This is a genomic window from Streptomyces sp. NPDC104814, assembly GCF_055583185.1.
Map to the genome: position 1 here is coordinate 1,145,145 of NZ_JBVJOL010000001.1, position 12,026 is coordinate 1,157,170.

General features: G+C 72.4%; 9 protein-coding genes. 7 read left to right on the plus strand and 2 right to left on the minus strand.

Annotation, left to right across the window (positions count from 1 at the left end):
- Positions 1 to 142 precede the first annotated feature (142 nt).
- Both ACZ64A_RS04765 and ACZ64A_RS04770 read left to right on the plus strand, forming a co-directional pair.
- Positions 143 to 955 carry an SAM-dependent methyltransferase gene (locus ACZ64A_RS04765; protein WP_469808215.1) on the plus strand — a complete coding sequence of 271 codons (813 nt, stop codon included), beginning with the start codon at positions 143 to 145 and terminating at the stop codon, positions 953 to 955.
- Positions 952 to 3,087: a putative bifunctional diguanylate cyclase/phosphodiesterase gene (locus ACZ64A_RS04770; protein ID WP_469808216.1), complete on the plus strand. Its 2,136-nt coding sequence runs from the start codon at positions 952 to 954 to the stop codon at positions 3,085 to 3,087. Before ACZ64A_RS04765 ends, ACZ64A_RS04770 begins: the two co-directional genes overlap by 4 nt.
- A 224-nt stretch (positions 3,088 to 3,311) precedes the next feature.
- On the opposite strand, the gene ACZ64A_RS04775 is transcribed toward ACZ64A_RS04770, so the two are convergent.
- Entirely contained in the window at positions 3,312 to 4,196 is an 885-nt protein-coding gene (locus ACZ64A_RS04775; RefSeq protein ID WP_469808217.1) for a LysR family transcriptional regulator, read from the minus strand.
- A gap of 120 nt (positions 4,197 to 4,316) precedes the next feature.
- Here ACZ64A_RS04775 and ACZ64A_RS04780 point away from each other — a divergent pair, with 120 nt between their 5' ends.
- The 5 genes from ACZ64A_RS04780 (at position 4,317) to ACZ64A_RS04800 (ending at position 9,523) form a co-directional block, all read left to right on the plus strand.
- Positions 4,317 to 4,988, plus strand: coding sequence for a succinate dehydrogenase (locus ACZ64A_RS04780; protein ID WP_469809059.1), 672 nt, complete (start codon positions 4,317 to 4,319; stop codon positions 4,986 to 4,988).
- 1 nt (position 4,989) lies between these two features.
- Entirely contained in the window at positions 4,990 to 6,939 is a 1,950-nt protein-coding gene (locus ACZ64A_RS04785) for a fumarate reductase/succinate dehydrogenase flavoprotein subunit (protein WP_469808218.1), read from the plus strand.
- Positions 6,936 to 7,685 (plus strand): succinate dehydrogenase/fumarate reductase iron-sulfur subunit, encoded by a 750-nt coding sequence (locus tag ACZ64A_RS04790; RefSeq protein ID WP_469808219.1) that lies wholly within the window; start codon positions 6,936 to 6,938, stop codon positions 7,683 to 7,685. Before ACZ64A_RS04785 ends, ACZ64A_RS04790 begins: the two co-directional genes overlap by 4 nt.
- Before the next feature lie 195 nt (positions 7,686 to 7,880).
- The gene (locus ACZ64A_RS04795) at positions 7,881 to 8,654 is read left to right on the plus strand and encodes a GNAT family N-acetyltransferase (protein ID WP_469808220.1); all 774 of its coding nucleotides are present in this window, start codon (positions 7,881 to 7,883) and stop codon (positions 8,652 to 8,654) included.
- A complete protein-coding gene (locus tag ACZ64A_RS04800) occupies positions 8,654 to 9,523 on the plus strand; it encodes a lysophospholipid acyltransferase family protein (protein WP_469808221.1) in 870 nt (289 codons plus the stop codon). The genes ACZ64A_RS04795 and ACZ64A_RS04800 overlap by 1 nt, the downstream gene beginning before the upstream one ends.
- 160 nt (positions 9,524 to 9,683) lie before the next feature.
- Here ACZ64A_RS04800 and ACZ64A_RS04805 read toward each other — a convergent pair whose 3' ends face one another.
- Positions 9,684 to 12,017 carry an ATP-binding cassette domain-containing protein gene (locus ACZ64A_RS04805; protein ID WP_469808223.1) on the minus strand — a complete coding sequence of 778 codons (2,334 nt, stop codon included), beginning with the start codon at positions 12,015 to 12,017 and terminating at the stop codon, positions 9,684 to 9,686.
- Positions 12,018 to 12,026: the final 9 nt, after the last annotated feature.

The window sequence follows — 12,026 nt, forward strand, 5'->3', positions numbered from 1 at the left end:
TAACGTGACGCGGCGCCGCACGCGCACGTGCCGCAGGCAGTGACCGGGAACGGACGGTCAATTTCCGGTTCCCCTCGCTACTTGACCCGACGATCAGTAGCCTCTGCTCGAACACCGGATCGCCTACGCCTTGGAGAGATGGATGGAGCGTCCCGCTTGGGCTCCCCGAAGCATCGACATCTCGGTGCCGAGCGTCTCGCGCATCTACGACTACTACCTGGGCGGTTCGCACAACTTCGAGGTGGACCGGGAAGCCGCCCGCAGGGCCATGGAGTTCCTGCCGGGGCTGCCCAAGATCATGCAGGCGAACCGGGCGTTCATGCGCCGGGCCGTGCGCTTCGCGGCCGACGAGGGCATCACGCAGTTCCTCGACATCGGCTCCGGCATCCCCACCTTCGGCAACGTCCACGAGGTCGCCCGGGCCGCCCGCCCCGGAGCGCGCGTCGTCTACGTCGACCACGACCCGGTGGCGGTCGCGCACAGCCAGGCCGTCCTGGCGGGCGACGAGGACTCCGACGTCGTCGCGGCGGATCTGCTCAAGCCCCACGAGATCCTGGCCAGTGAGCCGGTGCAGCGGCTGATCGACCTGAACCGGCCGGTGGCGCTGCTCCTGGTTGCCATACTGCACTTCGTGGAGGACGAGGACGACCCGTACGCGGCGGTGGCCGAGCTGCGCGACGCGCTCGCGCCCGGCAGCCTGCTGGTGCTCACGCATGCCTCGTACGAGGGAATCCCGGTGCCTCCACAGCGGGCGGGGGGCGTGGTGGACGTGTACGACGACATTCGCAACCCGCTGGTCATGCGCTCGCCTGACGAGATCGCGCGGTTCTTCGAGGGGTACGAGATGGTGGAGCCGGGACTGGTGCCGATGCCGTTGTGGCGGCCCGAGACGGCGCCGGAGGACGAGGATCCGTTCGCCTTCTCCGGGTTCGCGGGCGTGGGGCGTACGGCGTGATCGCGGAGCCGGACGGGCCGGAGGACAGACTGCGCCGGTTCGCCACGATCTGGACCCGGGCGGTGTTCCCGCTCACCTCCACATCGGCGACCCGGCCGGAGTTCGAGGCGCACCTGCTGCCGCTGGCCCGGCGGCTGAGCGAGGCCCTGCACACGCCGGCCACGGTCACGGAGGAGGGCCGGGCCGTCGGCGCCGCGCTGGTCGCCGCGCACTGCACCGACCCGGAGGCGCTCAGCCGCACCCTGGACTGCGTGGACGCCTACCTCGTGCTCTACTGCGGTGGCGACGGCGACCCGCAGGAGCTGCGCACCCGCTGCTCCCGGCTCCAGCACGCCATGGCCGCCGGTTACGCGCGGGCGCTGCGGGAGCGCACCCTGGGCGAGCAGGAGGCCATCGCGCAGGCGGCGTTGCGGGCGCAGGGTGTGGTGGCGCAGGCGCTGCACGCCAGCGAGGCCCGGTTCCGCGCGGTGTTCGAGGGCGCGGCCATAGGGATCGGCATCGCCGACCTCGAGGGCACCATACTGCAGGTCAACGGCGCGCTGGTGCGCATGTTCGGCGGCAGTGAGCAGGCGGTGCGCGGCCGCAACGTCAAAGACTGGACGCACGCCGAGGACGCCCCGCAGGTCTGGCGTCTGTACGACGAGCTGGTGCGCGGCGAACGCGAGCACTACCACGTGGAGAAGGCGTTCTACCGCCCCGACGGAACGGTCCTGTGGACCAATCTGACGGTCTCCCTGCTGCGTGACGCCGACGGCGAACCGCAGTACCAGCTGGCGCTGATGGAGGACACCACCGAGCGCCGCCTGCTCAACCTGCGACTGCGCTACGAGGCCACGCACGACGCGCTGACCGGCCTGCCCAACCGCACCCTGTTCTTCGAGCGGCTGGAGAAGGTCCTGGCCCGGGACGGGGGACAGCGTTTCGGGCTGTGCTACCTCGACCTGGACGGCTTCAAGACCATCAACGACAGCCTCGGCCATGCGGCCGGCGACCGGCTGCTCGTCGAGGTCGCCGACCGGCTGCAGTCCTGCGCGACCGCGCCCGGCGAGATGGTGGCCCGGCTCGGCGGCGACGAGTTCGTCGCGCTGACCACCCACCCCGACAGCCGCCGCGAGGCCGACGAACTCGCCGCGCGCATCATGAACGCCCTGCTCGCCCCCGTCCGCATCGACGGCCGTGAGCTGACCGTGCGCGGCAGCATCGGCATCGTCGAGGGCGCCGCCGGGGAGCGCAGCGCGGCCGAGGTGCTGCGAAGCGCCGATATCACCATGTACCGGGCGAAATCGGCCGGCGGCAACCGGTTCGAACTCGCCGACCCGGAGGCCGACGCCCGTGCCATCACCCGGCACGGGCTGACCACGGCGCTGCCGGCGGCCCTGGAGCGCGGCGAGTTCTTCATCGAGTACCAGCCGCTGGTGCACCTCGGCGACGGCAGTGTGCGCGGGGCGGAGGCGCTGGTGCGCTGGCTGCACCCGCAGCACGGGGTGCTCGGTCCCGACCGGTTCATCCCGCTCGCCGAGCACACGGGGCTCATCGTGCCGCTCGGCCGCTGGGTACTGGACCAGGCGGTGCGCCAGGCACGCCAGTGGCGCGAACGCGAGGCCGGGGCGGGGCCGCTGCGCATCAACGTCAATCTCTCGCCGTGCCAGCTCACCCATCCCGGCCTGGTGCAGGACACCGTGGACATCCTGGAGCGCGCGGGCGTCGCACCGGACGCGCTGTGCCTGGAGGTGACCGAGTCGGCCCTGATCGGCGCCGACGACGACCTGCTCAAACCGCTGCGCCGGCTGGCCGAGATGGGCGTGGACATCGCCCTGGACGACTTCGGCACGGGCTACTCGAACCTGGCGAACCTGCGCCGGCTGCCGGTGTCCGTGCTGAAACTGGACCGCTCGTTCACGCAGGGCATGCAGCAGTTCCCGGCGGACCCCGTGGACCTGAAGATCGTCGAGGGCATCGTCTCGCTCGCCCACAGCCTCGACCTGGCGGTCACCGTCGAGGGCGTGGAGACCGGCGCCCAGGCCGAACAGCTGCGGATACTGGGCTGCGACACGGCCCAGGGCTGGTACTACGCCCGCCCCGGCCCCCCGGAGCGCCTGCACGAACTGGCCATGGCCGACGCAACGGGATGACGTCCGCGCGAACACGGCGACCGGACCGCGCCTCCCTCATGCGCCCCGCCTCCGAAACAGGCGGGGCGCACCCAGGCGGCACCCGCCGGCTGGAGGCGATACGGGCGGCGGCGCGCAGTGCCGACCGCCAGGGGCGCGGGGAACTGCGCGAGCAACCACGATGAACCCGCGGGCGCCGAACAGGGGGCAAGGCACGACGGCGTCCCAGCGCACCGCACCCACCCTCACCGCTCCAGTAGCATCCGCTGCAGCTCCCTCGCGGCCCGAGGCGGAGCCACATCGCTGCGGTGTGCCAACGCGATCGTCCGGTGCAACCCCGGCCGCACCAGCGGAGTGACCCGCAGGCCCCGCCCCGACCGCGCCGCCACCATCCGCGGCACGACCGCCACGCCCAGCCCCGCCCGCACGAACCCCAGCACCGCGTCCATCTCGCCGCCCTCCACCGCGAAGTCCGGCTCGAAACCGGCGGAGCGGCACGCCGCGACCGTCAGCTCCCGCAGGTCGTACCCGTGCCGGAACATCACCAGCCGCTCGCCCTCCAGATCGGCGATGTGCACCGCCCGCCGCCCGCCGCCCGGCTTCGGCGCCTCCGGTGAGGACACCACGACCAGGTCCTCGCGCAGCAGCTCCACCGTGGTCAGCGCCGGCGACGGCGTCGGCAGGGGCAGCACCACCAGCGCCAGGTCCAGCGCGCCGCGGGCCAGCTCCCGCACCAGGTCGTGCGAGCCGCTCTCCTCGATCAGCAGCTGGATGCCGGGGTAGCGGTCGTGGAAGGCGCGCAGCACGTCCGGCAGCAGGCCCGTGCACAGGCTGGGCGTGGCGCCGAGCCGCACCCGGCCCCGCCGCAGCTGCGCCAGCTCCTGCACCTCGTGGCGCGCGGTGTCGGCGTCGGCCAGGATCCGTCGCGCGAGCGGCAGCAGCGCCTCCCCGGCGTCGGTCAGGGTGATGTTGCCGCGCGCCCGCTGGAACAGATCGGCGCCCAGCTCCCGCTCCAGCGCCTTGATCTGCTGGGACAGCGACGGCTGGGCGACGTGCACCAGCTCCGCGGCCCGCGTGAAGTGGCGGGTCTCGGCGACCGCGACGAAGTACTGGAGCTGCTGGAACTGCATCCAGCCAGCATAGGCTCTACCTATCGATTCAAGCCGCACCATGTCTTGGACCGATCGCACTCCCAGCCCCTAGCGTGCTGAGACATGGCTCTGGCAACGCGGACGGACCGACGGCCGTCCATCGCACGCACCGTGTGGGACTCCACCGTCGGCAAGAAGACGGTCATGGCCGTCAGCGGCGTGATCATGCTGCTGTACCTGGTCGCCCATGTGATCGGCAATCTGAAGATCTTCTTCGGCGCGGGGGAGTTCAACCACTACGCGCACTGGCTGCGCACCGTCGGCGAACCCTTCATGCACTACGAGTGGACGCTGTGGCTGGTCCGCGTCGTCCTGGTCGTCGCGGTCGTCGCGCACGCTGTGTCCGCGTACCAGCTCAGCCGCCGCGACATCAAGGCGCGGCCCAGCAAGTACGTGCACGCCAAGCCGCGGGCGAGCTACGCGACGCGCACCATGCGCTGGGGCGGGATCATCCTCGGCCTGTTCATCGTCTGGCACATCCTGGACCTGACCACCGGCACCGTGCACTCCGGCGGCTTCCAGGAGGGCCACCCGTACCAGAACGTCGTGGACACCTTCTCCACCTGGTACGGCAACGTGATCTACATCGTCGCGATGCTCGCCCTCGGCCTGCACATCCGGCACGGCTTCTTCAGCGCCGCCCAGACCCTCGGCGCCGGCAGCCGCACCCGCAACAGGGCCCTGAAGACCGTCGCGAACATCCTCGCGCTGCTGCTCACGGCCGGCTTCGTCGCCGTCCCCGTGGGCGTCATGACCGGAGTGGTGAGCTGACATGACCTCCTACGTCGACTACACGCTCGGCGAGCCGATCGCCGACACCAAGGCCCCCGCCGGCCCGATCAACGAGCGCTGGGACACGCGCCGCTTCGAGGCGAAGCTCGTCAACCCCGCCAACCGGCGCAAGCACACGGTGATCGTCGTCGGCACCGGACTCGCGGGCGGCTCCGCGGGCGCCACCCTCGCCGAACAGGGCTACCACGTCGTCCAGTTCTGCTACCAGGACTCCCCGCGCCGCGCCCACTCCATCGCCGCGCAGGGCGGCATCAACGCGGCGAAGAACTACCGCAACGACGGCGACTCCGTGCACCGCCTGTTCTACGACACCGTCAAGGGCGGCGACTTCCGCGCCCGCGAGTCCAACGTGCACCGTCTGGCGCAGATCTCGGTGGAGATCATCGACCAGTGCGTGGCCCAGGGCGTTCCCTTCGCCCGCGAGTACGGCGGCCTGCTCGACACCCGTTCCTTCGGCGGCGTCCAGGTCTCCCGCACCTTCTACGCCCGGGGCCAGACGGGCCAGCAACTGCTGCTCGGCGCCTACCAGGCCCTGAGCCGGCAGATCGCCGCGGGCAACGTGGAGATGCACGCGCGCACCGAGATGCTCGACCTGATCGTCGTCGACGGCCGGGCCCGCGGCATCGTCGCCCGCGACCTGATCACCGGGAAGATCTCGACGTACTTCGCCGACGCGGTCGTTCTCGCGTCCGGCGGTTACGGCAACGTCTTCTACCTGTCGACGAACGCGATGAACTCCAACGCGACCGCGATCTGGCGGGCGCACCGGCGCGGCGCGTACTTCGCCAACCCCTGCTTCACACAGATCCACCCCACCTGTATCCCGCGCACCGGCGACCACCAGTCGAAGCTGACGCTGATGAGCGAGTCGCTGCGCAACGACGGCCGGATCTGGGTGCCCAAGGCGAAGGGCGACACCCGACCGCCGAACCGGATCCCGGAGGACGAGCGCGACTACTACCTGGAGCGCATCTACCCGTCCTTCGGCAACCTCGTCCCGCGTGACATCGCCTCCCGCGCGGCGAAGAACGTCTGCGACGAGGGCCGTGGTGTCGGACCCGGCGGCCAAGGCGTGTACCTGGACTTCGCCGACGCGATCCAGCGCATGGGCCGGGGGGCCGTCGAGGCGAAGTACGGCAACCTCTTCGACATGTACCAGCGGATCACCGACGAGGATCCGTACGAGGTGCCGATGCGGATCTACCCGGCCGTGCACTACACGATGGGCGGCCTGTGGGTCGACTACGACCTGCAGACCACCGTGCCCGGCCTGTTCGCGATCGGCGAGGCGAACTTCTCCGACCACGGCGCCAACCGGCTCGGCGCGTCCGCGCTGATGCAGGGCCTGGCCGACGGCTACTTCGTCCTCCCGGCGACGATCAACGACTACCTGGCGCGCAACCCGCTGGGGGACACGGTCACCGACGACCACCCGGTGGTCCAGGAGGTCCTGGCCGAGACCGAGGACCGGCTCAACCTGCTGCTGTCCGTCGACGGCGACCGCACCCCGGACTCCTTCCACCGCGAACTCGGCGAACTGATGTGGGAGTTCTGCGGCATGGCCCGCACCGACGGGGGCCTGCGCAAGGCGCTCGACCGCATCCCGCAGATCCGCGAGGAGTTCTGGCGCCGCATCAAGGTGCCCGGCACCGGCGAGGAGTTCAACCAGTCCCTGGAGAAGGCGAACCGCATCGTCGACTACCTGGAGCTGGCCGAGCTGATGTGCCTCGACGCGCTGCACCGCGCAGAGTCCTGCGGCGGTCACTTCCGCGAGGAGTCCCAGACGCCCGACGGCGAGGCCGCCCGCCGGGACGACGAGTTCGGCTACGCGGCGGCCTGGGAGTTCACCGGCACCGGCGCGGCCCCCGCCCTGCACAAGGAAGACCTCGTCTTCGAGTACGTCCACCCCACCCAGCGGAGCTACGCATGAAGCTCACCCTGCGCGTCTGGCGGCAGAAGAACGCCGACGCCGACGGCACCATGTCCACCTACGAGGTGGACGGCATCTCGCCCGACATGTCCTTCCTGGAGATGCTGGACGTCCTCAACGAACAGCTCATCCTGGCCGGCGAGGACCCGGTCGCCTTCGACCACGACTGCCGCGAGGGCATCTGCGGCGCGTGCTCCCTCGTCATCAACGGCGACGCGCACGGCCCGGAGCGCACCACCACCTGCCAGCTGCACATGCGGTCCTTCCGGGACGGCGACACGATCGACATCGAGCCGTGGCGGGCGGCGGCCTTCCCGGTCGTGAAGGACCTGGTCGTCGACCGCTCGGCCTTCGACCGGATCATCCAGGCCGGCGGCTACATCACCGCCCCGACCGGCTCCGCGCCGGAGGCCCACGCGACCCCCGTGCCGAAGGCCGACGCGGACTACGCCTTCGAGCACGCCGAGTGCATCGGCTGCGGCGCCTGCGTGGCCGCCTGCCCCAACGGCGCGGCGATGCTCTTCACCTCCGCGAAGGTCAACCACCTGGGGGTCCTCCCGCAGGGCTCGCCCGAGCGCGAGACCCGTGTGCTGGACATGGTGACCCAGATGGACTCCGAGGGCTTCGGTGGCTGCACCCTGGCCGGTGAATGCGCCACCGCCTGCCCGAAGGGCATTCCTCTCACCTCCATCACCCACATGAACAAGGAGTGGCTGCGCGCGACCCGCAAGGTCGCCAGGCGCTGACAGACGTTCGCCGTCGGGCGCGAACGGGCGGGACCGGGGGATGGTGCTCTCCCCGGTCCCGTCTCGCTTCGGTGCCTGCCATTCAACAGCTCCACATCCTCGCTCCCGGCTCCGGTCACGTCCGCGCCAACCGGCGTCGGAAGAAACGAGGGGTACCGCCTTTCGTCCCCTTCACGGCCGTACCAGGAGTCAGCCATGACCGGTGTTTCCACGCTCGACCGTCCGCCGCGGCCCGCCGCGCCCACCCGCTACACCGTCTCCCTCGCCCGGGACGAGGCCGAGGTGCGGGCCGCCCAGCGGCTGCGGCACGACGTCTTCGCCGGGGAGATGGGCGCCCTGCTCACCACCCCGCAGCCCGGGTACGACATCGACGCCTTCGACGCGTACTGCGACCACCTGCTGGTGCGCGAGGAGATCACCGGGCAGGTCGTCGGCACCTACCGGCTGCTGCCGCCCGAGCGGGCCGCCGTCGCCGGACGGCTCTACTCCGAGGGCGAGTTCGACCTCGCCGCGCTCGACGCGATCCGCCCCGGCCTGGTCGAGGTCGGCCGCTCCTGCGTCCACCCCGACCACCGCGACGGCGCCGTCATCGGCCTCATCTGGGCCGGCATCGCCCGCTACATGGTCGACCACGGTCACGAGTGGCTGGCCGGCTGCTGCTCCCTGCCGCTCGCCGACGGAGGCACCCTCGCCGCCGCCACCTGGGACCGGGTGCGCGCCGGGCACCTCGCCCCGGAGGAGTTCCGGGTACGGCCGCTGCTGCCGTGGACGCCGCGCACCGCCGCCGCGCCGGCCTCCCGGGCCGAGCTGCCCGCACTGCTGCGCGGCTATCTGCGGCTCGGCGCCTGGGTGTGCGGGGAACCCGCCCACGACCCGGACTTCGGGGTCGCCGACCTGTACGTGCTGCTGTCGATGCGCCGGGTCGACCCGCGCTATCTGCGGCACTTCCTCTCCCTCGTCCCGGCCTGATGAGCGTCTGGCTGCCGAGCGCCCCCTGCACTCCCGGGGCGTGCGTGGAGGCGAGCGCCCGCGTCACCGCCGTACCGCGCGCGGTGCTCAGGCTGGCCGCAGTGGTCGCGCTGCTGCTCGCCGGGATCGCCCTGTCCCCGCTCGCCGGGAGGATCCCCGCGCCGGCCGTGCGTGCCTGGTGCCGGTGGATCGTGCGGGCGGCGGGTGTGCGGGTCCGCATCACCGGCACCGCCGCCGCACCCACGGGCGGCCTGCTGCTGGTCGCCAACCACATCTCCTGGCTGGACATCCCGCTGCTGGCCGCCGTCCGCCCGGCCCGCATGCTCGCCAAGTCCGAGATACGCCACTGGCCCGTCGCCGGGGCGCTGGCCGCGCGCGGCGGCGCCCTGTTCATCGACCGGGACCGCCTGCGCGCCCTGCCCGGCACGGTCGCCCGTATCGCCGACGCGCTGCGCGCCGGGCAGGCCGTCGCCGTCTTCCCCGAGGGCAGCACCTGGTGCGGCCGCGCCCGGGGCCGCTTCCGCCATGCCGCCTTCCAGGCCGCGCTGGACGCCGGTGTCCCCGTGCAGCCGGTGCGCCTGCGCTACTACCGGCGCTCCCGGGCAGCGGGGGGCTCGTCCTCCACCACGCCCGCGTTCGTCGGCGAGGACTCCCTGCTCAGCAGCGTGTGGCGGGTGGTGTCCTCGCGCCATCTGGTGGCCGAGGCCGAGGTCCGCGCCCCGATCCCGCCGGACCGGCACCCGGACCGCCGCGCCCTCGCACGGGCCGCGGAACCGGCGCCGCCCATCTGCGCGCACCTGCCCGCCCCCGCCCCGACACCCGTGCCCGCCCCCCGACGCACCGCCCTCCGGCCCCTGGACGCGGCCTAGCGCTGCGACCGGAAAGGTTCACCGGCTCGCGACGCCCGGCACGGCACCTCGCCGCGTTGTCGCATCACCCGAGTACATCCAGTACGCGGGCGATGCTCCGCCTTGCGATGCACCGCACCGGACGCCGCGAGCTTTCCGGCAAACCTTTCCGGTCACAGCACTAGCGCCCCAGTGTCCTTGCCAGATACGGCGCCGTCGCGCTGCCCTCCTCCTGGGCCACCTGCCTCGGGGGCCCCGCCGCCACGATGCGGCCGCCCGCGTCGCCGCCGCCCGGGCCCAGGTCGATCACCCAGTCGGCGCCCGCGACCACGGTCATGTCGTGCTCCACGACGACCACCGTGTGCCCGGCGTCCACCAGGCCGTGCAGCTGGCGCATCAGCACCTCCACGTCCGCCGGGTGCAGACCGGTCGTCGGCTCGTCCAGCAGATACAGGGTGTGGCCGCGGCGGCCGCGCTGCAGCTCGCTCGCCAGCTTGATCCGCTGCGCCTCACCGCCGGACAGCTCCGTCGCCGGCTGGCCGAGCCGGAGGTAGCCGAGACCCACGTCGAGCAGCGTGCCGAGGCTGCGCGCTGCGGCCGGGATGTCCGCGAAGAACTCCGCGGCCGCCTCCACCGTCAGATCCAGCACCTCGGCGATCGTCCGTCCCCGGTACGTCACCTCGAGCGTCTCGGGGTTGTAGCGGGCCCCCGCACAGTCCGGGCACGGCGCGTAGGTGCTGGGCAGGAACAGCAGCTCCACGCTGACGAAGCCCTCGCCCTGGCAGGTCTCGCACCGGCCGCCGGGCACGTTGAAGGAGAACCGCCCCACCCCGTAACCCCGCTCACGCGCCTCGTCCGTCGCCGCGAACACCTTCCGTACGACGTCGAACAGGCCCGTGTACGTCGCCAGGTTGGAGCGCGGGGTGCGGCCGATCGGCCTCTGGTCCACCGAGACCAGGCGGCCCACGCCCGGCAGGTCCTCGGTGATCTCACCGACCAGCGTCGACTTGCCGGACCCCGAGACGCCCGTGACGGCCGTGAAGACCCCCAGCGGGAACACGGCCGTCACCCCCCGCAGGTTGTGCCGGGTGACCGGCCCGACCTCCAGCCGCCCCCGTGCGGCGCGCACTTCGCGCACCGGCGCGGGGGAGTCGTCGAAGAGGAAGCGGGCCGTCTCCGACTCCGCCACGCCCGCCAGTCCGGCGACCGGCCCGCTGTGCAGGACCCGCCCGCCGTGCTCCCCGGCCCGCGGGCCGACGTCCACCAGCCAGTCGGCGCCGCGCACCACGTCGAGGTGGTGCTCGACCACGAACACCGAGTTCCCGGCCTGCTTCAGCCGCGCCAGCACCGTCAGCAGCGCCTCGGTGTCCGCCGGGTGCAGCCCGGCCGACGGCTCGTCCAGGACGTACACCACGCCGAACAGCCCGGAGCGCAGCTGCGTCGCCAGCCGCAGCCGCTGCAGCTCGCCCGCCGAGAGCGTGGGGGTGGCCCGGTCCAGGCTGAGATAGCCCAGGCCCAGTTCGAGGACCGGCGCGATACGGGACTTCAGGTCCTCGGTGAGGACGCGGGCCGTCTCGCCGTCGGCGGTCAGGGTGTCCGCCAGCTCCGCCAGCGGCAGCGCCGCCAGTTCGGCGATCGTGCGGCCCGCGAAGGTCACCGCCAGCGCCTCCGGCCGCAGCCGGCTGCCCCCGCAGGCCGGGCAGGGCGCGCTGGTCAGGAAGCGCTCCGCCTTCGCCCGCAGCGTCTGGCTTCTGGAGTCCGCGAACGTCTTGAGCACATACCGCCGGGCACTCATGTACGTGCCCTGGTACGGCCGTTGGATACGGTCGGCGTCCCGCACCGGGTGCACCGTCACCACGGGCTGCTCGTCCGTGAGCAGGATCCACCGCCGCTGCTCGGCGGGCAGCTCCCGCCAGGGCCGGTCCACGTCGTAGCCGAGCGCGTCGAGGATGTCCCGCAGGTTCTTGCCCTGCCAGGCGCCCGGCCAGGCGGCGATCGCGCCCTCCCGGATCGACAGCGAGGGGTCCGGGACCAGCAACTCCTCGCCGGTGTCGTGCACCCGGCCGAGGCCGTGGCAGGCCGGGCAGGCGCCGGCCGCCGTGTTCGGCGAGAACGCGTCGGAGTCCAGCCGCGCGGCGCCCGGCGGATAGGTGCCGGCCCGGGAGAACAGCATCCGCAGCGAGTTGGACAGGTTCGTCACCGTGCCCACCGAGGAACGCGAGGTCGGTGCCGAGCGCCGCTGCTCCAGCGACACCGCGGGCGGCAGCCCGGTGATCTCGCCGACCTTCGGCGCGCCCACCTGGTGGATCAGCCGCCGCGCGTACGGCGCCACCGACTCGAAGTACCGGCGCTGCGCCTCGGCGTAGATCGTGCCGAACGCCAGCGACGACTTGCCCGACCCCGAGACGCCCGTGAACACCGCCACCGCGTCGCGCGGGATGTCGACGTCCACGCCCCGGAGGTTGTGCTCACGGGCGCCGCGCACCCGGACGTACGGGTCGTGGGGGCTGTGCATGGCGGGACT

Bases quoted from the DNA above. Each gene is read 5' to 3' on its own strand.
- ACZ64A_RS04775 (WP_469808217.1), bottom strand. From the start codon at position 4,196: ATGCAGTTCCAGCAGCTCCAGTACTTCGTCGCGGTCGCCGAGACCCGC.
- ACZ64A_RS04805 (WP_469808223.1), bottom strand. From the start codon at position 12,017: ATGCACAGCCCCCACGACCCGTACGTCCGGGTGCGCGGCGCCCGTGAG.
- ACZ64A_RS04795 (WP_469808220.1), top strand. From the start codon at position 7,881: ATGACCGGTGTTTCCACGCTCGACCGTCCGCCGCGGCCCGCCGCGCCC.
- ACZ64A_RS04790 (WP_469808219.1), top strand. From the start codon at position 6,936: ATGAAGCTCACCCTGCGCGTCTGGCGGCAGAAGAACGCCGACGCCGAC.
- ACZ64A_RS04765 (WP_469808215.1), top strand. From the start codon at position 143: ATGGAGCGTCCCGCTTGGGCTCCCCGAAGCATCGACATCTCGGTGCCG.
- ACZ64A_RS04785 (WP_469808218.1), top strand. From the start codon at position 4,990: ATGACCTCCTACGTCGACTACACGCTCGGCGAGCCGATCGCCGACACC.
- ACZ64A_RS04800 (WP_469808221.1), top strand. From the start codon at position 8,654: ATGAGCGTCTGGCTGCCGAGCGCCCCCTGCACTCCCGGGGCGTGCGTG.